General features: G+C 63.6%; 21 protein-coding genes. 14 read left to right on the top strand and 7 right to left on the bottom strand.

Annotation, left to right across the window (positions count from 1 at the left end; genetic code table 11):
- Positions 1–257: 257 nt before the first annotated feature.
- From J2X56_RS11455 to J2X56_RS11445, 3 genes are read left to right on the top strand one after another with little or no spacing between them, the layout of a single operon-like run.
- Positions 258–2543 (top strand): EAL domain-containing protein, encoded by a 2286-nt coding sequence (locus J2X56_RS11455; RefSeq protein ID WP_134136584.1) that lies wholly within the window; start codon positions 258–260, stop codon positions 2541–2543.
- Entirely contained in the window at positions 2540–3436 is an 897-nt protein-coding gene (locus tag J2X56_RS11450; RefSeq protein WP_121043779.1) for a phosphate/phosphite/phosphonate ABC transporter substrate-binding protein, read from the top strand. Before J2X56_RS11455 ends, J2X56_RS11450 begins: the two co-directional genes overlap by 4 nt.
- Before the next feature lie 35 nt (positions 3437–3471).
- Positions 3472–3852: a gamma-glutamylcyclotransferase gene (locus J2X56_RS11445; RefSeq protein ID WP_121043776.1), complete on the top strand. Its 381-nt coding sequence runs from the start codon at positions 3472–3474 to the stop codon at positions 3850–3852.
- Between the two features lie 13 nt (positions 3853–3865).
- On the opposite strand, the gene J2X56_RS11440 is transcribed toward J2X56_RS11445, so the two are convergent.
- Both J2X56_RS11440 and J2X56_RS11435 read right to left on the bottom strand, forming a co-directional pair.
- Positions 3866–4351 carry a glutathione peroxidase gene (locus J2X56_RS11440; RefSeq protein ID WP_039786962.1) on the bottom strand — a complete coding sequence of 162 codons (486 nt, stop codon included), beginning with the start codon at positions 4349–4351 and terminating at the stop codon, positions 3866–3868.
- An 85-nt stretch (positions 4352–4436) separates the two neighbouring features.
- Positions 4437–5465, bottom strand: a complete 1029-nt coding sequence (locus tag J2X56_RS11435; protein ID WP_134136586.1) for a type IV pilus twitching motility protein PilT — start codon at positions 5463–5465, stop codon at positions 4437–4439.
- A gap of 72 nt (positions 5466–5537) precedes the next feature.
- Between J2X56_RS11435 and J2X56_RS11430 the strand changes: the two genes are divergently transcribed.
- The 4 genes from J2X56_RS11430 to J2X56_RS11415 all read left to right on the top strand — a co-directional run bounded on the left by J2X56_RS11430 (position 5538) and on the right by J2X56_RS11415 (position 8184).
- The gene (locus tag J2X56_RS11430; protein WP_134136587.1) at positions 5538–6239 is read left to right on the top strand and encodes a YggS family pyridoxal phosphate-dependent enzyme; all 702 of its coding nucleotides are present in this window, start codon (positions 5538–5540) and stop codon (positions 6237–6239) included.
- 85 nt (positions 6240–6324) lie between these two features.
- Positions 6325–7137, top strand: a complete 813-nt coding sequence (gene proC / locus J2X56_RS11425; RefSeq protein ID WP_121043767.1) for a pyrroline-5-carboxylate reductase — start codon at positions 6325–6327, stop codon at positions 7135–7137.
- Positions 7137–7895 carry a peptidoglycan DD-metalloendopeptidase family protein gene (locus J2X56_RS11420; RefSeq protein WP_121043764.1) on the top strand — a complete coding sequence of 253 codons (759 nt, stop codon included), beginning with the start codon at positions 7137–7139 and terminating at the stop codon, positions 7893–7895. The genes proC and J2X56_RS11420 overlap by 1 nt, the downstream gene beginning before the upstream one ends.
- A 61-nt stretch (positions 7896–7956) precedes the next feature.
- Positions 7957–8184 (top strand): hypothetical protein, encoded by a 228-nt coding sequence (locus J2X56_RS11415; protein ID WP_088755680.1) that lies wholly within the window; start codon positions 7957–7959, stop codon positions 8182–8184.
- A gap of 7 nt (positions 8185–8191) precedes the next feature.
- Here J2X56_RS11415 and J2X56_RS11410 read toward each other — a convergent pair whose 3' ends face one another.
- Complete coding sequence (locus J2X56_RS11410) at positions 8192–8851, bottom strand: thiopurine S-methyltransferase (protein WP_121043761.1); 660 nt, start codon at positions 8849–8851, stop codon at positions 8192–8194.
- Between the two features lie 72 nt (positions 8852–8923).
- Positions 8924–9778, bottom strand: coding sequence for a 4-hydroxybenzoate octaprenyltransferase (gene ubiA / locus J2X56_RS11405; RefSeq protein ID WP_121043758.1), 855 nt, complete (start codon positions 9776–9778; stop codon positions 8924–8926).
- Positions 9779–10074: 296 nt separating this feature from the next.
- On the opposite strand from ubiA, the gene ugpB reads away from it, so the two are divergent.
- From ugpB to J2X56_RS11385, 4 genes are all read left to right on the top strand, one after another.
- Positions 10075–11388, top strand: a complete 1314-nt coding sequence (gene ugpB, locus J2X56_RS11400; protein ID WP_121043755.1) for a sn-glycerol-3-phosphate ABC transporter substrate-binding protein UgpB — start codon at positions 10075–10077, stop codon at positions 11386–11388.
- A 175-nt stretch (positions 11389–11563) separates the two neighbouring features.
- Complete coding sequence (gene ugpA, locus J2X56_RS11395; RefSeq protein WP_088755676.1) at positions 11564–12448, top strand: sn-glycerol-3-phosphate ABC transporter permease UgpA; 885 nt, start codon at positions 11564–11566, stop codon at positions 12446–12448.
- 52 nt (positions 12449–12500) lie between these two features.
- Positions 12501–13352 (top strand): sn-glycerol-3-phosphate ABC transporter permease UgpE, encoded by an 852-nt coding sequence (gene ugpE / locus J2X56_RS11390; RefSeq protein WP_034341291.1) that lies wholly within the window; start codon positions 12501–12503, stop codon positions 13350–13352.
- A gap of 34 nt (positions 13353–13386) precedes the next feature.
- Positions 13387–14481, top strand: coding sequence for a sn-glycerol-3-phosphate import ATP-binding protein UgpC (locus tag J2X56_RS11385; protein ID WP_310160342.1), 1095 nt, complete (start codon positions 13387–13389; stop codon positions 14479–14481).
- An 80-nt stretch (positions 14482–14561) separates the two neighbouring features.
- On the opposite strand, the gene J2X56_RS11380 is transcribed toward J2X56_RS11385, so the two are convergent.
- Complete coding sequence (locus tag J2X56_RS11380) at positions 14562–15509, bottom strand: LysR substrate-binding domain-containing protein (protein WP_121043749.1); 948 nt, start codon at positions 15507–15509, stop codon at positions 14562–14564.
- Between the two features lie 244 nt (positions 15510–15753).
- Here J2X56_RS11380 and ppk2 point away from each other — a divergent pair, with 244 nt between their 5' ends.
- Positions 15754–16665, top strand: a complete 912-nt coding sequence (gene ppk2 / locus J2X56_RS11375; RefSeq protein ID WP_034341306.1) for a polyphosphate kinase 2 — start codon at positions 15754–15756, stop codon at positions 16663–16665.
- Positions 16666–16776: 111 nt separating this feature from the next.
- Here the strand turns inward: ppk2 and J2X56_RS11370 are convergent, their stop codons facing one another.
- On the bottom strand, positions 16777–17319 hold the full coding sequence (locus J2X56_RS11370) for a hypothetical protein (protein WP_034341298.1): 543 nt from the start codon (positions 17317–17319) through the stop codon (positions 16777–16779).
- Positions 17320–17647: 328 nt separating this feature from the next.
- Between J2X56_RS11370 and J2X56_RS11365 the strand changes: the two genes are divergently transcribed.
- Positions 17648–18805, top strand: a complete 1158-nt coding sequence (locus J2X56_RS11365) for a metallophosphoesterase (protein WP_121043746.1) — start codon at positions 17648–17650, stop codon at positions 18803–18805.
- A 6-nt stretch (positions 18806–18811) separates the two neighbouring features.
- Here the strand turns inward: J2X56_RS11365 and J2X56_RS11360 are convergent, their stop codons facing one another.
- Positions 18812–19768 carry a GlxA family transcriptional regulator gene (locus J2X56_RS11360; protein ID WP_310160336.1) on the bottom strand — a complete coding sequence of 319 codons (957 nt, stop codon included), beginning with the start codon at positions 19766–19768 and terminating at the stop codon, positions 18812–18814.
- A gap of 101 nt (positions 19769–19869) precedes the next feature.
- Here J2X56_RS11360 and J2X56_RS11355 point away from each other — a divergent pair, with 101 nt between their 5' ends.
- On the top strand, positions 19870–21117 hold the full coding sequence (locus tag J2X56_RS11355) for an MFS transporter (protein WP_121043741.1): 1248 nt from the start codon (positions 19870–19872) through the stop codon (positions 21115–21117).
- Positions 21118–21153 lie beyond the last annotated feature (36 nt).

Here is a 21153-nt window from a genome sequence, read left to right as displayed (position 1 = left end):
AATCATTTGCGCAGCATCTGGTGCACGGCAAGAGCGTTCCCCCGGCGCGTTTGCCAGCATTAAATTTCTGTTAATGCTCGTGCGTTTGTCATTCACTTGAAATAAATGCCCGCTACCCTCAGCCAGTCAAAAAGGGACAAGCGAAGGTGCCGGTCTCGGCACCATGATCAGGCGGGTGGGGATTGCGTAAGCCGTTATCGTTCGAGCCACAAGGGCTGCTGACCAGACTGCTCGCGGGCAGGGGCGTGTCGGCGGGGATGGTGCTGCTCGCCGCCGGCGCGTTGTCGCTGCTGTGGTATTTCACGCTGATCCGCATCGAGAATGAAAAACAGCTGGCCATCGCCGGCTCGGTGGCCGACAGCCGCAACGTGGCCGCCATCGTCTCGGCCAATCTGGATGAAGTGCTGGGCAAGACCCTGCTGTATTCGCGCATCGGGCAGTCCATGCTCAATGGCGAGCAATCATCCTCGGCGTATTTCAATCCGCTCTTCAATGGCGATTCGGCCTACCTGCGTGTGGCCATGTTCGATGCGCGCGGACGGCTGGTCTATTCCTCGGCACGCCAGAAGAGCGAGCCGGAACTGAGCCGTCTCATCAATGCCGGTTTCATGAGTACGCTGACCAGTACCGGTGAACAGAACCAGATGATCATCAAGCCGCCCCTGAACCGCGACGGCTACAGCTGGCGCGTGCCGCTGCTCATTCCGCTGCAGGATGGCAAGGGAACGCTGCAGGGATTCTTCGCCGCCATTCTCGATCTCGGCTATTTCCTCAAGACCTATGAAGAGGTCAGCGTCGATGGTGCCAGCCGTATCGAGATCATCAACACCGCCGGGCTGCAACTGGCCGAGCTGGCCGGGGGCATCCTCTCGGGCGGCTCCAACTACGCCGGGCAGGAGTACGCCACCTTCCTGCTCACCGGCAAGGGCGATGGCCTCATCCATGCACTGCGTCCGGGTGATGCGGCCCAGCATGTGGGCGTGCAGCGCCGGCTGGCGCATTACCCGCTGGCGGTGGTGGTCAGCCGCGACCAGCAGGTATTGCTGGGCAAGCTGTGGCCGGCGCACCGGCAGTATTACCTGCAGGCCATCCTGATCTCGCTGCTGGTGGTGGTGCTCTCGGGCGGCCTGATCGCGATGGCCCACCGTCGCCGTTTCCTGTACGAGCAACTGCTGTATTCCGAGCGCGAGAAGAGCGGCCTGATCCAGCAGCTGGAACAGGAAAAGAGCCGCGCCTACCAGCTCGCCTCGCACGATTACCTGACCGGCATCCCCAACCGCATGCTGTTCTACGAGCTGGCCGCCACCGAACTCTCGCGGGCGCGGCGCAGCCGCAACCTGTACGCGCTGTTCTTCCTCGATCTCGACAAGTTCAAACTCATCAACGACACGCTCGGCCATGCCGTGGGAGACGCCCTGCTGCAGGAAGTGGCACGCCGCCTGCGCGCGGCCGTGCGCGAATACGACCTGGTGGCGCGGCTGGGCGGCGATGAATTCGTGGTGCTGGTGTCCGAGATCCGCAGCGAGGAAGTGGTTGCCGAGATCGCCGACAAGCTGGTCGAAACCCTGCGCGCACCGTATCCCGATCTGCTGGGCTGCGATGTCGAAACCGCGCCCAGCATCGGCATCGCGCTGTATCCGCGCGATGGCCAGAGCATCACCACGCTGATGACCAATGCCGACTCGGCCATGTACACCGCCAAGAGCGCTGGCAGCGGCCTCTATCGTTTCTACGATGCCTCGCTCAATGCGATTGCGGTGCGCGGGCTGGAGTTGCTGGGACGCTTCCGCCAGGCCCTCAAGGAAAACGAATTCTGCCTGCACTACCAGCCCAAGGTGGCGCTGCAGGACTATAGCGTGGTCGGCATGGAAGCGCTGATCCGCTGGCAGCATCCCGAGCATGGCCTGATCTTTCCCGGCGAATTCATTGGTCTGGCCGAAACGCATGACCTGGTCCAGCCGCTGGGCCACTGGATCATCGAGGCAGTCTGCCGGCAACTGGCGCAATGGCGTGCCGACGGGCTGCCGCTGGTGCCGGTGGCCATCAATGTCTCGGCCAAGCAATTGAATGACGAGCGCCTCATCGCCACCGTGCGCGAATCCCTGCAGCGCCATCAGCTGAGCGCGCATTGGCTGGAGATCGAGGTCACCGAGAGCTGCTTCATCGCCGACCTGGAACAGGCGCGCCAGACCCTGGAAAAACTGCGCGACGAGGGGCTGCGCATTTACCTGGATGACTACGGCACCGGCTATTCCAGCCTCAGCCACATCAAGGCGCTTCCGGTGTATGCGCTCAAGATCGATCGCTCCTTCGTGCGCGACATCCGCAACGACAACAGCGACGGCATGATCGTCGCTTCCACTGTCACGCTGGCCCGCAATCTCGGCTTGAAGGTGGTGGCCGAAGGCGTGGAAACCCGTGAACAACTCATGCACCTCAAGCTGATGGGGTGCGACGAAGTGCAGGGGTTCTATCTGCAACGCCCGGTCGCCGCCGCCCAGCTGGTGCCGCTCCTGCAGAAAGGCAGCTTCGATTTCTCATGATGACCCGCATCGCTTCCCTGTCCCTGGCCGTTGGTGCGCTCTGCTGCCTGCTGTTGGCCCTGCCGTCGCTGGCCGCCAACCGCAGCGCCTGTGAACGGCCGCAGCGGCTGCGCTTTTCCTTCGTGCCGCAGGGGCGCGACGTCGACCAGCAATCGGCCCTGGCACCGCTGGTGGAAGAATTGCGCGAACGGTTGAAGATGCCGGTGGACGTGATCATCCCGACCTCCTACGGCGGGGTCATCGAAGGACTGATCGCCGGCGCCATCGATGTCGCGCGGCTGGGGCCGGCGTCCTACGTGACGGCGCGCAAGGGCGATCCGCAGATTACGCCTTTTGCTTCGATGGAGCAGGTGGAGCCCAATTTTGCGGCGCAGGGCGGCGTGTCGTCGGTGTATTACGCGCTGCTGATCACGCGCCAGCAGGGACCGTATGACAGCGTGGCCTCGCTCAGGGGCAAGGTGCTGGCGCTGGCCGATCCCGACAGCACGTCCGGCGCGCTGATCCCGCGCCACCTCTTTGCGCGCCAGTACAAGCTGCAGTTCGACCAGTATTTCTCGCGCATCGGCTATTCAGGCAATCATGAGAAATCGGTCATGGCCGTGCTGAACCACAATGCCGATGCGGCTTTCGTGGCCAGTACCAATCTCTCGCGCATGATCAGCGACGGCCAACTCAAGAAGAGCGATGTGCGGGTACTATGGCGTTCGGGGCCGATTCCTTTCGACCCCTTCGTCTATCGGGGCCAGCTGTGCGCCGATATCCGCAACAAGATCCGCGAAGTGTTCCTGGACAAGAACGCGCTGCGCGTGAAGCTGGCCCTGGACAACCTGCGTGCCACCCACTTCGTGCCGGTGCACGACGCGGCTTACCAGATCATCCGTGCATTGCCGTAACGGCGGGCTGCACGGCGCTTTGCAGGAGAGAAGCTGTGCCCAAGGTGTTCGTCTATGGTTCGCTCAAGCGCGGGCAATCCAATGCTTTCATGATGGATGGTGCGCAGTTCGTGGCCCCGGCCCGCAGCGTGCAGTGCTGGCGGCTGGTGGCCTTGCCGCATTATCCGGCGCTGGTGTGGGAGCAGGGGCCGTGCCGCATCGCCGGTGAAGTGTGGGAAGTGCCCGAGACCATGATGGCGCAGCTGGACCGCTTCGAGGAAGTGCCGGTGCTCTACACGCGGCAGGAGATCGAGGTGGAGCTTGAAGCGCCGGACCCTGCGCAGCCGGGCCGCTTGCTGATGGCCCATGCGTATTTCATGCCGGCTGCGTTGGCCGCTGCCGGGCGCGAGCTGCACGAGGGCTGCTGGCCGGCATGAAGAGGGGAGTGACTTATTCGGCCAGCAGCGTTTCGATATCGGAAATCATTTCCTCAGGGCGCGTCTGCGGCGCATAGCGCTTGAAGACGGTGCCGTCACGGCGCACCAGGAACTTGGTGAAATTCCATTTGATGGCCTTGCTGCCCAGGAGGCCCGGTGCTTCCTTCTTCAGGTACTGGTAGAGCGGATCGGCCTGGTCGCCATTGACATCGATCTTGGCGAACAGCGGAAAGCTCACGCCGTAATTCTTTTCGCAGAAGGCACCGATTTCCTCGGCATTGCCCGGCTCCTGCGCCCCGAACTGGTTGCAGGGGAAGCCCATCACTTCCAGCCCGCGTGCGTGGAACTGGCGATGGATGGCTTCCAGGCCGTTGTATTGCGGGGTGAAGCCGCACTTGCTGGCGGTATTGACGATGAGCAGCACCTTGCCGCGCAGCTGTTCCAGCGGGAAGGGCGTCTGGTCGGCCAGCTTGGGCTGGAAATCGTAGAGAGTGGTCATGGATCGTTCCTTGAGGCTAGCATCGGTGTGGCCGCCATTCTAAACCGCTGCGGGCGGGCTTGCTCGGGGCCGCCCGTACCGGGGATCAGGCCTGCAGGCCGTGTTCGCGTGCGCTCGCCGCACTGATGCGGCCCTGTTGCACCAGCAGCGACAGGCTCGCCTGCAGTGTCTGCATGCCCTGCGCGGCACCGGCCTGCATGGCCGAAAGCAGTTGCGCACTGCGTCCCTCGCGGATGAGGTTGCGCACCGCCGCCGTGGCCACCAGCACTTCATGGGCCGCCACCCTTGCGGCACCGTCAGCGGCCGGCACCAGGATCTGGGCGACCACGCCCTGCAGTGCCTCGGCCAGCAGGGCGCGCGCGGTGTCCTTCTCGCCTTCGGGGAAGGCATCGATGATGCGATCCACGGCGCGCGCGGCCGAGGCCGCATGCAGTGTGGCCAGCACCAGATGGCCGGTCTCGGCGGCGGTCAGAGCCAGGCGGATGGTCTCCGTGTCACGCAGCTCGCCGACCAGCAAGACATCCGGATCCTCGCGCAGCGCCGCCCGCAGGGCCTGCGCGAAGCTGGCGACGTGGGTGCCGATCTCGCGCTGGCTGACCAGGGCGCGACAGGGCGTGTGCAGGAATTCAATGGGATCTTCGAGGGTGAGGATGTGGACCGGGCGCGTCTCATTGATGAGCCTGGCCATGGCCGCCAGCGTGCTGCTCTTGCCCGACCCGGTCGGTCCGCTCACCAGCACCAGGCCATGCGGGCGGGTGGCCAGTTCGGCACAGGCGGGCGGTGCGTGCAACTCGGCCAGTGCCGGCGGCTGCTGGCCCAGCGGGCGGATGGCGGCGGCCGGGCCGCGTTGCTGGTGGAAGGCGTGGATGCGGAAGCGGCCCAGTCCCGGCAGCGCCAGGGCGAAGTCGCAATCGGTCCCGGCGCGGTAGTGCGGCTGCAGGGGCGCGGGCATCACCGCCAGCAGGGATTGCTGCAGGTGAGCGCCGTCCAGCGGCTGCAGGTTGATGCGGCGAATGGCCCCGTGGACCCGCAGCAAGGGGGGCAGCCCCGCACAAAGATGCAGATCGGAAGCCTGATTCCTGACGGCAAATGCCAGTAGGGTGGCAATGTCCATTTATAATCCCGGCAAGGTTGGACCAACAATATCGTTATCTCCCTGCAGGCTGCCCCTTCCGGCTCCCGGATTATGTCGTCAATCGCTCAACACTTGCAACACGTGCAACAACAGATCGCCCAGGCTGCCGGCCAGGCCGGGCGGGCTCCATCCTCGGTGCAACTGCTGGCCGTTTCCAAGACCTTTGGACCGGAGGCGGTGGCCGAAGCAGTGGCCGCCGGCCAGCGCGCCTTTGGCGAAAATTATTTGCAGGAAGCGCTCGACAAGATCGCCGCGCTGCCCGCCCTGGTGCCGGATACGCCACTGGAATGGCATTTCATCGGCCCCATCCAGAGCAACAAGACCCGGGCCATCGCCGAGCACTTCGACTGGGTGCATTCGGTGGACCGTCTCAAGATCGCCCAGCGCCTGTCGGAACAGCGGCCTGAGGAACTGGGCGCACTTAACATTTGTCTGCAGGTCAACATCAGCGCCGAAGCCAGCAAGAGCGGCCTGACCCCGGAGGAATTGCCCGAGGTCGCGGCCCAGGTGGCGCAATTGCCCCGGCTGCGCCTGCGTGGCCTGATGGCGATACCGGCCCCCAGCGACGATATGAAGCAACAGCGCGCCGCCTTTGCGGCGGTTCGCGGCCTGTATGAACAATTGCGCACAGTCGGACTGCCGTTGGACACTCTGTCCATGGGCATGTCGGCCGACCTGGAGGCAGCGGTGGCCGAAGGGGCCACCATTGTGCGGGTCGGCAGTGCCATCTTCGGGGCGCGGCATTACGCGTGATGGCCCGTGAGGGGCCACGCGATTTGGCCCCTGTGAAGTTTTTTACCCAATCATCAAGCCTCAACACAAGACACAAGGAGCGGAAGTGAAGATAGCGTTCATCGGCGGCGGCAACATGGCAGCGGCATTGATCGGCGGACTGGCCGGCAAGGTCGCGGCGGCAGAAGACATCCACGTGGTCGATCTCAATGCCGATGCGCTGCAGGCGCTCAAGGACAAGTTCGGTGTGACGACCGCGCAGTCCATCGATGGCACCCTCGCCAACGCGGACGTGGTGGTGCTGGCGGTCAAGCCGCAGCAGATGCGCGAGGTGGTGGCCAGCTTGAAGCCCTTCATCGGGGCCCAACTGATCGTCTCGATTGCCGCCGGCATCCGCATGGTGGACCTGTCGCGCTGGCTGGACGGCCACCAGGCCATCGTGCGCGCGATGCCCAATACCCCGGCCCTGATCGGCAAGGGCATCTCGGGCGTGGTACCGCATGCGCAGGTCTCGACCCTGCAGCGCGCGCAGGCCGATTCCATCCTCAAGGCCGTGGGCGAGACCCTGTGGCTGGACAGCGAAGAAAAGCTCGACGCCGTCACCGCCGTCTCCGGCAGCGGCCCGGCCTACGTGTTCTACTTCCTCGAAGCGATGGAGCAGGCAGCGGCCCAGCTGGGCCTGTCGCCGGAAGACGGCCTGCAACTGGCCAAGGCGACCTTCGCCGGTGCCACCGAACTGGCGCGCCGCTCCGATGAATCCGTGGCCACGCTGCGCGAGCGCGTGACCTCCAAGGGCGGCACCACCTATGCCGCGCTGACCAGCCTGGAGCAATCGGGCGTGAAGGGGGCCATCGTGCAGGCCCTGCAAGCCGCCGCCCATCGCAGCAAGGAGCTGGGCGACGAGTTCGGCAAGGCCTGATGGGACAGGCTGACCGCTTCCTGGGCCTGCTGGCGGCCTTGCCGCTGGCTTCCGTGCTGCTGCTGTCCGGTTGCGCCTCCACGGCCGACAGCGAGGGCTATTACACGGTCAAGCGCGGCGACACGCTCTACAGCATCGGCCGCGACTTCGACCAGAGCCCGGCCAACCTGCGCACCTGGAACCGCCTGCGCAATCCGGATGACCTCGAAGTCGGCCAGCGCATCCTGGTGCGCCCGCCGGCTGGCGTGGTGGCCCGTACCGGCGCCGGGCAGACGCCGCGTGCGTCCGCCTCTTCCGGTGCGGAGACCACACCGCGCAAGAATGCCGGCAAGCCCGCCGCCAAACCAGCGCCCAAGTCGCAAGATGATGACGATGCCCCGGCCCCGGCCGATGCCAAGCTGGACTGGATGTGGCCCACGCAGGGCAAGTCCGCCCCCAGCGCTGACAGCTACAAGAAGGGCATCGACATCACCGGTACCCAGGGCCAGACGGTGGTGGCCGCTGCAGCGGGCAAGGTGACGTATGCCGGGCATGGCATTCGCGGCTACGGCAACATGGTGATCATCAAGCACACGCCGCAGCTGCTGTCGGTGTATGCGCACAATGCGACGATCACGGTCAAGGAAGGCCAGATGGTCACGCGCGGCCAGCAGATCGCCACCATGGGCAACAGCGATACCAACAAGGTCAAGCTGTATTTCGAAATCCGCCGCAACGGCAAGCCGGTCAACGTGATGGCGCTGCTGCCGGCGCGTTGAGGCAGCGGCCGCGCATCTGCGCGTGCCGCCCTTGACGCCATCTCAAGAATCAGGAATTCACATGGCCAAACTGGAAGACATCGTGCGCCGGCAGAAGACCGGCGCCACCTTCGTCATCAGCGCACAGATGCTGCAGATGACTCCGCGCGACTTCGATGCGTTAGCCCAGGTCTGGGACGACGAGGGCGGCCCCGGATTCAACGTGGCCGGGGTGCCGTTTCGGGTGGTGGTGGAGGGGGAGTTCCTCATCAGCCGGGTGACGGTGGTGAGGACGACGGCTGAGGTCTGAGGGAAGCTCAGCCCTTGCGCTGCAAGCGATACACCACCGTATCCAGCGCCCGCAATCCGCGCTCCATGAACTTGGGTTCCTTCTCCAGGATATCGCGCCGGTCGATGGCCACCGCCTCGCTATGCGATGCGTAGAGGCGCAACACTTCTTCTTCGGCCACCGAGAACGGCGGGCCTTCCATTTTTTCCTGATCGTATTCCAGCGTGATCAGGAGGCTGCGTGCCTGGGCTGGCAGCCGTCCATAGATTTCTTCCACGTAGCGCGCACGCATGTCCGGGGGCAGGGCGATGAGGGCGGCGCGGTCGTAGGCACCCGCACAGCTGGCCAGGGTGGCATCCTCCAGCGCGAAGATGTCGCCGCAGATCAGTTCGATCTGTCCCGCCACGTAATGGCGGCCCTGCGCGCTGTCATGCACCAGCGGGGACAGTTGATGTTCGCTGAAGAACTGGGTAATGGCCAGTTCCGACAACTCCACCCCCAGCACGCGATGGCCCTGTTCGGCCAGCCACAGCATGTCCAGCGACTTGCCGCACAAGGGCACCAGCACCGTGCTGCCGGCCGGCAGCGCCAGTTGCGGCCAGTATTTCTGCAGCAGCGGCGTCACCCGCGACTGGTGAAAGTGCGTGCGTCCATCGCGCCAGCGTTCGAGCCAAAATTCCGCTTTCATCCCGTTTCCTTTGAATTTTCGCCAGGCAGCCGCAGGGCCTGCCTGTCATCAATGCATCAGCACATCAGCGCATCAGCGCATCAGGTAATCCAGCGCGACACCGGCGAAGATCGCCGCACCCAGCCAGTTGTTGTTGTTGAAGGCCGCGAAGCAGCGCATGCGGTCGCGCTCGCGGATCAGGGTGTAGTGATATACGGCAAAACCGCAGGCCACCAGCATGCCCACCGTGAACCACAGCCCCAGTCCGTATTGCAGGCCGACCACCCAGATCAGCGCCAGCGCCGCCACGTAGCACAGCATGATGGCCGCAACGTCGTAGCGGCCAAAGGTGATGGCCGAGGTCTTGATGCCGATCTTCAGGTCGTCGTCCCGGTCCACCATCGCATACTCGGTGTCATAGGCCACGGCCCAGAAGATGTTGGCCACCAGCAGCACCCAGGCCGCCAGCGGCACGCTGCCGGTCACGCTGGCAAATCCCATGGGAATGCCGAAGCCGAAGGCGATGCCCAGGTAAGCCTGGGGGATGGCGAAGAAACGCTTGAAGTACGGATAGCTGCCCGCGATGATCACGGCTGCCACCGACAGTTGCAGCGTCAGCGCATTGAGCGGCAGGATCAGCAGGAAGGACACCAGCGCCAGCACCCCGGCCACCATCAGCGCTTCCCACGATTTGATCTTGCCGGAGGTGAGGGGACGCTGTTCGGTACGCTTGACGTGCCGGTCGAAGTCGCGGTCGGCATAGTCGTTGATGGCGCAGCCGGCCGAACGCATCAGCACCGTACCCAGCACGTAGATCACCAGGATGCGCCAGTCGGGAACGCCGCCCGAGGCCAGCCACAGCGCAATGAGCGTGGGCCACAGCAAGAGCAGGATGCCGATGGGTTTGTGGGCGCGCACCAGCAGCGCGTATAGCCTGAGCCTGTCCATGGAATGTCCGCAAAATCGAAAGTCCGCATTATAATTCGCGTCGCCGTTTCCGCACTGTCGTGCTTTTCAAGGCTTGTTTGCTGATGAGCTGACAAAGTACTGACAGTGGATGCGGTGTGCTACACATCAGCAGAACTTATAAAAACGAATTCTTATTTTCCGAGACATCCCCCGGGTTTCGTGCTGCACGGCCACATGCATTTCTTTTGCCCAAAGCCGGCAGGACGGCTAATGTAACGCGGCTGTCATGGAGCGTTGTTAGCATCAAACCCCCTTTTTTCGAGAGGTCCCCTCTGATGAACATGATGAAAACGCTGATCGCGACCGGTGTCCTGGCGACGATCACTTCCTCTGCCTTCGCTGCAACCGAGATCACCTGGTGGCATTCCATGACCGGCGCCCTGGGCGAACGCGTCAATGCCCTGGCCGACGACTTCAACAAGACCCAGGGCGATTACAAGATCGTGCCGGTCTACAAGGGGACCTACGACGAATCGATGTCGGCTGCCATCGCCGCCTATCGTGCCGGCAATGCGCCCAGCATCCTGCAGGTGTTCGAAGTGGGCACCGCCACCATGATCTACGCCAAGGGCGCGGTCAAGCCGGTGTATGAAGTGATGCAGCAGGCTGGCGAGAAGTTCGACCAGAACGCCTACGTGCCTGCGGTGGCCGGTTACTACTCGACCCCGAAGGGCATGATGTCCTTCCCCTTCAACAGCTCCACCACCATCATGTTCTACAACAAGGACATGTTCGCCAAGGCCGGCCTGGATCCCGAAAAGCCGCCCGTCACTTGGCAGGAATTCGTCGGCATGGCCGCCAAGATCAAGGCCAGCGGTGCATCGTGTGCTTACACCACGACCTGGCAATCCTGGGTGCATTTGGAATCGTTTTCAACCTGGCACAACGTTGAGCTGGCCACCAAGAACAACGGCTTCGGCGGCCTCGATGCCCGTCTGAAGATGAACAGCCCGCTGCACGTGCGCCACATCGAGAACCTGTCGAACTGGGCCAAGCAGGGCTACTTCACCTACGCCGGCCGCAAGGACGAGGCCAATGCCAAGTTCAATGCGGGCGAGTGCGCCATCATCACCGGTTCGTCCTCGGCCTATGCGGATATCCGCAAGAACGCCAAGTTCAAGTTCGGCGTGGCCACCCTGCCGTATTACAACGACGTGCAGGGCGCACCGCAGAACACCGTCATCGGCGGTGCCTCGCTGTGGGTCATGAACGGCAAGAAGAGCGACGAGTACAAGGGCGTGGCCAAGTTCTTCAGCTACCTCTCCAAGCCGGAAGTGGCCGCCAAGTGGCACCAGGACACCGGCTACCTGCCGGTCACCAAGGCCGCCTACGAACTCACCAAGAGCTCCGGTTTCTATGAGCGCAACCCGGGCACCGACGTCGCCGTCAAGCAGATGATCGTCAAGACCACCGAGAAGTCGCGCGGCCTGCGCCTGGGCAATTACGCCCAGGTTCGTACCGTCTTCGACGAGGAACTGGAAAACGTCTGGACCGGCAAGAAGACCGCCAAGGAAGCCCTGGACTCCGCCGTCAAGCGCGGCGACGAACTGCTGGCCCGCTTCGAGAAGGCCAACAAGGGCAACCAGTAAGTCTCATCAGCAACACCTCCCGTCCCGCCTGAACGCGGTGACGGGGCAGGAACCGGCGTTGTACTCCGTGATCGCGGAGGGCAGCGCCGGCTTCCGTTTTGGGATGTCGGCAAGCTGACCTCCGTTTCCGATTCATTCAACTTCTGCGGCCAGGCGATCCCTGGCTGGAACGATCGTGGAAAAACGCGCGCGATTCACTTCGAAGTGGTTGCCTTATCTGCTGGTGGCACCGCAGATCATCATCACTTTGCTGTTCTTTTTCTGGCCGGCCATCCAGGCCTTGTATCAGTCCATGCTGCTGCAGGATGCCTTCGGCGGCTATTCCGAATTCGTCTGGTTCGACAATTTCAAGACGCTCTTTGCCGATCCGACCTATCTCGAATCCTTCCGCACCACTGCGCTCTTCTCTGCGCTGGTGGCCTTCTTCGGGCTGGCGCTCTCGCTGCTGCTGGCGGTCTTCGCCGACCGCGTGCGCCGGGGCGCTTCGGTCTACAAGACCTTCCTGATCTGGCCTTATGCGGTCTCGCCGGTGGTGGTGGGGGTGCTGTGGATGTTCCTGCTGAGTCCCTCGCTGGGCATCCTCTCGCATGTGCTGGCCTGGCTGGGTTTGCCGTGGGATTACATGATCAATGGCACGCACGCCATGATCCTCATCGTCATTGCCGCCATCTGGAAGCAGATCAGCTACAACTTCCTGTTCTTCCTGGCCGGCCTGCAATCGATTCCCAAGTCGCTCATCGAAGCGGCCGCCATCGATGGTGCGGGTCCGGTCAAGCGCTTCTTCACCATCGTCTTCCCGCTGATCTCGCCGACCACCTTCTTCCTGTTCGTGGTCAACGTGGTCTATGCCTTCTTCGATACTTTCGTCATCGTCGACGCCACTACCCACGGCGGTCCCGGCAAGGATACCGAGATCCTGGTCTACAAGGTCTTCACCGATGGCTTCAAGGGCGGCGACCTGGGCGGCTCGGCGGCGCAATCGGTGGTGCTCATGGCACTGGTGATCCTGCTGACCGTGGTGCAGTTCAAGTACGTTGAAAAGAAGGTGCAATACGCATGAAGCCCGTCGCCATGAACGCTTTCCTGATCTTCCTCACTGCAGAGGTGGCCGCATGATCGAACGCCGTCCCGTCCTCGATTTCCTCAGCCACGTGGTCCTGGTGCTGGGTGTGCTGATCGTGTTCTTCCCGCTGTATGTCGCCTTCGTGGCCAGCACGCAGACTGCCGAGCAGTCGGCCCTGTCGCCGCTGTCGCTGGTGCCGGGCGGGGAATTCATCAACAACTACAGCGCCGTGCTCTTCAAGGGCGCGGCCGGGCAGGTGACCGCACCGCCCGTGCTCAACATGCTGTGGGTGAGCCTGGCCACGGCGCTCATCATCGCCATCGGCAAGATCTCCATCTCCATGCTGTCAGCCTTTGCCATCGTGTATTTCCGTTTTCCGGGGCGCGGGCTGTTCTTCTGGATGATCTTCGTCACGCTGATGCTGCCGGTGGAAGTGCGTATCACGCCGACCTATCAGGTGGTGTCCGATCTCGGCATGCTCAACAGCTATGCGGGCTTGAGCGTACCGCTGATCGCCTCGGCGACCGCCACCTTCCTGTTCCGCCAGTTCTTCCTGACGGTGCCCGATGAACTGGCCGAAGCCGCGCGCATCGATGGGGCCGGGCCGCTGCGCTTCCTCAAGGATGTGCTGTGGCCGCTGTCGCGCACCAACGTCATCGCGCTGTTCGTGATCATGTTCATCTATGGCTGGAACCAGTACCTGTGGCCGCTCATCATCGCCACCGACACCAGCATGTATCCCATCGGCATCGGCATCAAGACGCTGATCTCCGGCGGTGATTCGGCGGTGGAGTGGAACCTGGTGATGGCCACCATGATCCTGGCCATGCTCCCGCCCGGACTGGTGGTGGTGGTCATGCAGAAATGGTTCGTCAAGGGCCTGGTTGATTCCGAGAAATAATTTATATCATTCCGAGAGTTAGAGACTGACAATCATGGCAGCAATCCATCTCAAGCAAGTCCGCAAGGCCTATGGTGCCGGCACCAAGGCGGTCGACGTGATCCATGGCATCGATGCCGACATCGCCGATGGCGAATTCATCGTCATGGTCGGGCCCTCGGGCTGCGGCAAATCCACGCTGCTGCGCATGGTCGCCGGGCTGGAAGAAGTCAGCAGCGGACAGATCGTCATCGGCAAGCGCGTGGTCAATGACCTGGAACCCAAGGAACGCGACATCGCCATGGTGTTCCAGAACTATGCGCTGTATCCGCACATGACGGTGTACCAGAACATGGCGTATGGCCTGAAGATCCAGGGCCTGTCCAAGACCGAGATCGACGAGCGCGTGCAGCGTGCCGCCGCCATCCTGGAACTGGGCGCGCTGCTGGAACGCACGCCGCGCCAGCTTTCCGGTGGCCAGCGCCAGCGCGTGGCCATGGGCCGCGCCATCGTGCGCAAGCCCGCCGTGTTCCTCTTCGACGAACCGCTCTCCAACCTGGACGCCAAGCTGCGCGTGCAGATGCGGCTGGAAATCCAGAAGCTGCATGCCAGCCTGCGCACCACCAGCCTCTATGTGACCCACGACCAGGTCGAGGCCATGACCCTGGGCCAGCGGATGATCGTGATGAATCGCGGCGTGGCCGAACAGATCGGCACCCCGGCTGAAGTCTATGCCCGTCCGGCCACCACCTTCGTGGCCAGTTTCATCGGTTCACCGCCGATGAATTTGCTGCAGGGCAGCCTGTCGGCCGACGGGGCCAGCTTCGAGGCCAGCAGGGGCGAGGCCACCGCTACCGTGCGCCTGCCGCAGCCGGTGACCGGTGCGGCCGGCCAGGAGCGCATCCTGGGCGTGCGCCCGGAACACCTGCTGCCCATCCTCGACGGCTCGGCTGCGCAGCTGTCACTGGAGGTGGAGCTGGTCGAAGCGCTGGGTGCGGAATTGCTGGTGCATGCGCGCTGCGGCGGGCAATCGCTGGTGCTGCGTTGCCCGGCCAATGTGCCGGTCAGCACCGGTCAGCGCATCGGGGCGTCGTTCGGGGCGGGGGATGTGCATTGGTTTGATGTGAAGAGCACCCATCGCATCGCCTGACGATCATCGTTTCCCACAGTGGGAAACGAAACGGGCCTCGCAATGGCGAGGCCCGTTTTGCTTGCAAGCTCGCGCAGGGATCAGGCCGCGCTGGCCGACTCTTCGGTGAGCATCTGAACACCATTGAGCTTGCACGCCAGCACCGCCTGATGCACGGCATCGATGGCCGCCTGCCGCGTAAAGCTCTTGCGCCAGGCGATGACCACGCGGCGCGAGGGGGCCGGCGCCACGAAGGGCACATAGCGCACCATGCCTTCGCGCGTATCGGTATCGGGAATGGAGGCGCGTGGCAGCACCGTCACGCCGATGCCGGAAGACACCATGTGACGGATGGTCTCCAGTGACGAGCCTTCGAAGGTGCGGGCGATGCCATCGCCATTGGTGGAGAAGCGCGACATCTCCGGGCAGACTTCCAGCACCTGGTCGCGGAAGCAGTGGCCATTGCCCAGCAACAGCATGGTCTCGCTCTTGAGTTCACGGGCATCGATTTCCTTGCGCTCGGCCCACTTGTGCTGGCGCGGCAATGCCACCATGAATTCTTCATCGTAGAGCGGCAGCACATTCAGTCCGTGCTCGGGGAAGGGCAGGGCCATGATGGCCGCATCGAGTTCACCCTGGCGCAGCAGTTCGATCAGGCGCGTGGTGAAATTCTCCTGCAGGATCAGCGGCATCTGCGGCACGCGCTCGATCATGGTCTTGACCAGCGAAGGCAGCAGGTAGGGACCAATCGTGTAGATGATGCCCAGGCGCAAGGGACCGGAAAGCGGATCCTTGTTCTGGTTGGCGATTTCCTTGATGGCGGCGGTCTGTTCCAGCACGCGCTCGGCCTGGGCCACGATCTGCGCGCCCAGCGGCGTGACCGAGACCTCGGTGCCGCCGCGCTCGAAGATGACCACGCCCAGCTCATCTTCCAGTTTCTTGATGGCCACCGACAGCGTGGGCTGGGCGACGAAACAAGCTTCTGCTGCATGGCCGAAATGCTTTTCCCGCGCGACGGCCACGATGTATTTGAGTTCTGTAAGTGTCATGCTGTTATGCCGGAATCGTTTTCGGGACTATAGCGTATTTTCGCCCGGCTGGTTCTGTGCGGCATCATGGCGCTTTCCCGCCAGATGGCGCAGGATGGAGGCGCATGCGCCAGCGCAGGCAGGCTTTGATTTTGATGTTATCGGCCTGTCATGTCTTGGTCACAATGGGCAGGTATGTTGTCACGCACTTTTCAGGCGAAGGGGAGTGCAGCGTTCGCCACTTTATCTTGGATACGAGGACATGATGGATAAGGAAGAACTGGTCAAGCGCGTTCACCGCGAACTGGCCGACAGCTACGATGAAGAAATGGAACTGGAGCTGGAAGACCGCACCGTCGATCCGGTCACCGGCGAATTTTCCAGCGCCCACGGCAGCGAGGAAAAGGAATACCGCCGCCTGTATTTCCGCGAACTGTTCCGCCTGCAGGGCGAACTGGTCAAGCTGCAGGACTGGGTGGTGCAGACCGGCCACAAGGTGGTGATCGTCTTCGAGGGACGCGATGCGGCCGGCAAGGGCGGTGTCATCAAGCGCATCACCCAGCGCCTGAACCCGCGCGTGGCCCGCGTGGCGGCGCTGCCGGCACCCAATGACCGCGAACGCACGCAATGGTATTTCCAGCGCTATGTATCGCACCTGCCGGCAGCCGGCGAGATCGTGCTGTTTGACCGCAGCTGGTACAACCGTGCGGGTGTGGAGCGCGTGATGGGTTTCTGTACCGACGAGCAATACGAGGAATTCTTCCGCTCGGTGCCCGAGTTCGAACGCATGCTCACGCGTGCCGGCATCCAGGTCATCAAGTACTGGTTCTCGATCACCGATGAAGAGCAGCACCTGCGCTTCCTCTCGCGCATCCACGATCCGCTCAAGCAGTGGAAGCTGAGCCCCATGGACCTGGAATCGCGCCGCCGCTGGGAGGAATACACCAAGGCCAAGGAAGTGATGCTGGAACGCACCCACATTCCGGAAGCGCCATGGTGGATCGTGCAGGCGGTGGACAAGAAGAAGGCCCGCCTGAACTGCATCAGCCATCTGCTGCAGCAGATGCCTTACGCGGAAGTGCCGCATCCGCCCGTGCAACTGCCCGAGCGCGAACGCCATGAGGATTACGAGCGCCATCCGGTGCCCGATTCCATGATCGTGCCGGAAATCTACTGATCGGCAGAGCAGGGCGCCGCAATGAAAATGGCCGGAGACTGAGCTCCGGCCATTTTCGTTCGGAGGACGGAACGGCCTGCGCCGCCTGCCGTCCCGGACCCTGTATCAGGCTCAGTCGAAGTACTTGGAAATGACTTCACCGAAGGCCTGTTCCGCCGACATGCCATTGAGCATCAGCTTGCTGATCTCATCGGAATGCTGGTTGATTTCATCGGGCAGCATGTGGCGGTTGGCCTTGAAGTAAGCGTACTTCTCTCCATCGACCGCTTCGCGCGCACGGGCGGCGGCGGTGGTCGGACGGGCGCTGCCGGCGGCGCTGCGGGCCGAGGAGGCACGCGCCGAACGCGGCGTGCTGCGGGTGCCGCTGCCGCCGGTGGCGACGATGCGCTTGATCTGGTCGAGGGTGAAGATGGGCGTCACGTTGCCGGGACCGAATTCGGTTTCCTCGGCGCGGTGCAGGTGATGATTGCCATCGAAGGCCATCTTCTTGTCGAAGCTGTTGATGACTTCATAGTGCGGCTTCTGCACCGAACCGAACATGCTGAAATGGACGCGGTCGCCGTAGGAGCTCATCTGGGTAATCACGCCGTTGAGGAATTCGGCCTTGATCGCCTCGACATTGCCATGCCAGCGTTTGGTTTTGCTTGAACTCAAAATAACTCTTCCAATGATGCAGGCGCGGCCTGGTGTCGATGCTCTTGCCATCGATGCGGCTCTCGCCGCCAAGGTCGCGCGAATTAAAAACGGGGGGATAGAGGCAATATTATCCTCCTCTGCGCGTCTTATTGCATACCCGCGGCGGACTTTTTCTTCATCTGACCATTTCTGCTGCCTGCCGATGAGCCATTTTGGGCAGGATTTACGAGGTTTTTCGCAGAAATTGCTTGAAAAGCATGTCTCAAGCCTTCATATGCTTGCTTTCCGGCAAGTTTGGTCCGGCCCCCGCAGTTCCGGGCAATGTGTCCTCTTTCAAAGGTTTTCCATGCGCCGTAGCCTCTTTTCGCTGTTGACCGTCCTCGGCCTGCTGGCCGCGCTGCATGCCTGGATAGGCTGGCAGCTGCTGCCGGCGCTGACCACCCACGCGGGCTGGATCACGTTGGGCGCAGCGGTGTTGCTGCTGTCCTTCCTGCTGATGCCGGTAGCGCTGGCGGTGCCTTATCTCAAGCGGCGCGGCCTGTCCGAAATCGCCGCCGACCGCGTGGCCTGGGCCGGCATGCTGGCCATGGGGGCGTTCTCTTCGGCGCTGCTGCTCACGCTCTTGCGCGCGCTGGCGCTGGCCGCGCTGCCGTGGCTGCACCTGCCGGCCATCCAGCAGCACGAGATGGTGGAACTGAGCGCCTGGCTGGTGCTGGCCCTCACCGCAGCGGCCACGGTCATCGGCTATCTCAACGCCCGCCGCACCGCTGCCGTGGTGGAGGTCAGCGTGCCCATCGCCAACCTGCCCGCGGCGCTGGAGGGATTCACCATCGTCCAGATCAGCGACATCCACGTCGGCCCCACCATCAAGGCGCCCTATCTGCAAGCCATCGTCGACAAGGTCAATGCGTTGCAGCCCGACGTGGTGGCCATCACCGGCGACCTGGTCGATGGCAGCGTGCGCCAGCTGGCCCCGCACACCGCGCCGCTGGCGCAACTGCGGGCGCGGCATGGTGCCTACTTCGTCACCGGCAATCACGAGTACTACTCCAATGCCCACGAATGGATCGATGAAGTCCGTCGCCTGGGTGTGACCGTGCTGATGAATGAACACGTGGTCCTGCGCCATGAAGGGGCGGGTCTGGTGCTGGCCGGGGTGACGGACTACACCGCCCATCATTTCGACGAAGCCCATCGCAGCGATCCGCACGCCGCCATTGCCGATGCGCCCACCGGCCATCCGCGCGTGCTGCTGGCGCACCAGCCGCGCAGCGCCACGGCGGCCGTCGAGGCCGGTTTCGACCTGCAACTGTCGGGCCATACGCATGGCGGACAATTCTTCCCGTGGAATTTCTTCGTGCCGCTGCAACAGCCGTATGTGGCCGGGCTCAAGCGCCTGCAAGGCCTGTGGGTCTACGTCAGCCGCGGCACCGGCTACTGGGGCCCGCCCAAGCGGCTGCTGGCCCCGTCCGAAATCACCCGCGTGCGCCTGACCACCCGCTGAACCGAGTCACTCCTCGTCCAGCCGCGCCAGCCGCCGCATGGCTTGCGGCGGTTGGCCGAACAGCCGCAGGCAGGCGCGCCGCATGCGCTCGGCATCGCCAAAGCCGGTGGCGCGGGCGATGCTCTCCAGGCTGTCCTGTGATTGTTCGATGCGCAGCCGCGCCGCTTCCGCGCGCATCTGTTCGATGGCGCGCGCCGGGGTCTGGCCGGTCTCGGCCGCAAAGCTGCGGTCGAACTGGCGGCGACTGAGACAGGCCACTTCGGCCAGCGTGTCGACGGTCACTTCCTGGTGCAGATGCGCGCGCGCAAAACTTAGTGCGCGGCGGATGCGCTCCGAGCCCCCATCCATTTCCTGCAAGGCCGAGAATTGTGACTGGCCGCCCGGACGGCGGTGATACACCACCAGTTCGCGCGCCACCGATTTGGCCAGTTCCGCACCGTGGTCTTCCTCGATCAGGGCCAGCGCCAGGTCGATCCCGGCGGAAATGCCGGCCGAGGTCCACACCTTGCCATCGCAGGAATAGATGCGGTCGCTGTCCACCTTTACCTGCGGATGCATCTGTTGCAGCTTGGCCGCCATGCGCCAGTGCGTGGTGGCGCGCTTGCCATCGAGCAGGCCTGCGGCCGCCAGCACGAAAGCCCCGGTGCATACACCGGCGATGCGGCGCGAACGGTTGGCTGCGCGCAGGATGTAGCGGCGCAGTCCTTCGGACACCAGCCCCTCGCGCGGCGCACCGCCCCCCGCCACCACCAGCGTATCGAAACTCGCGCGGCCAATGCGCTCGGTCTGGATCATCGCCCCGGCCGAACTGCGGATCAGGCCGCCCGGCTCGGAATGCAGCGTGATCCGGTAGAGCGCGCGTCCACTCACGCGGTTGGCGGCATCGAAGGCCGACAGCGGGCCGGTGAAATCGAGCATGCTGCAATCGGCAAAAATGAGGAAGGAAATGTCGCGCGCGGGCATGGTGCAGAAAACGTCAAATGGCTGGGGATGCCGGAATTATGACATTCAAGCCATGCGGCTGCACGCCACACTGCAAGGCCTGATCCCTACTGGAGCCTGCCTTGTCCACGCTATCCACTCATCCCGCCACCCTCCCCGGCAGGCCGTCAGCGCATCGCTGGAAGGTCCTGGCCGCAGGCGTTGCCGCCAATGCCAGTTTCTCGGCCGTGTTTTCCGGGATCCCCGTGACTTCGCTGGTGCTGCGCAGCGACTATCACCTGAGCAATGTGCAATTGGGCCTGGCGCTCGGGTTGCTGAGTCTGGGCGTGGCCCTGGGCGAACTGCCCTGGGGCGTGCTGACCGATCGCCTGGGGGACCGCAAGGTGCTGCTGGCCGGACTATTGGGGACCAGCGCCGCGCTGTGCCTGTTGATGGCGATGGCGCGGCCGGGGCAGGGCGGTTCGGCCTTTGTGTGGCTATGCGTCGGTCTCACGCTGGCCGGATTGCTGGGCGGCAGCGTCAACGGTGCCAGCGGACGCGCCATCATGGCCTGGTTCGCCGAGGGCGAGCGTGGCCTGGCCATGAGCATTCGCCAGACGGCAGTGCCGCTCGGCGGCGGTATCGGTGCCTTGCTCTTGCCCACGCTGGCAGCGCGGGCCGGCTTCGGTGCGGTGTATGGCTTGCTGATGGCACTGTGCCTGGCCAGCGTCGCGCTGGTGTTGCTGTGGCTGCGCGAGCCGCACAAGGCATCACCTTCGCACACGGCAATTTCTCCTGCGATGCCGGCCTTGCGCAGTCCGCTGGTCTGGCGGCTGGCGCTGGGCACCGGCCTCTTGTGCGCGCCCCAGGTGGCGCTGATCAGCTTCGGCGGCATCTTCCTGCATGAAGTGGGGCAGGCCGGTCTGCTCCTCATCAGCGTGTTGCTGACGCTGGTGCAAGTGGGCGCAGCGGTGGCGCGCATTGCCAGTGGCCGCTGGACGGACACACGCGGCCAGCGCCGTCCCTATCTGCGTGCTTGCGCATTGGTCAGTGCGCTGCTGTTCCTGCTGCTCGGCGTGTCTTCGCTCAGCAGCCTCTCCGTCTCGCTGCAATGGCTGGGCGGCGTGCTGGTGGCGGCGGGCGTGGTGGTCTCCGCATGGCATGGCGTGGCCTATACCGAGCTGGCGGTGGCTGCGGGTCCGGCACAGGTCGGCACCGCGCTGGGACTGGGCAACAGCTGCGTGTTCGGCGTCTTCTTCCTCACCGCCCAGGCCATTCCGCTGCTGCTGCACTGGCACGGCTGGCCCGCTGTGTGGATAGTCACTGCAGGGGTGGCCTTGCTGGTGTGGCCGCTGTTTCCACCTGCGCGCAATGTACCGGCATCACGCTGATCTGATGAAAAAAACCGGTCTTAGACGACCGGTCTA

This window comes from Herbaspirillum sp. 1173 (genome assembly GCF_031455335.1).
In the GTDB taxonomy this organism is placed as follows: Bacteria; Pseudomonadota; Gammaproteobacteria; order Burkholderiales; family Burkholderiaceae_D; genus Herbaspirillum; species Herbaspirillum huttiense.
The sequence above is the reverse complement of the archived record's forward strand: the minus strand, read 5'-3'. Positions and strand labels throughout refer to the sequence as shown.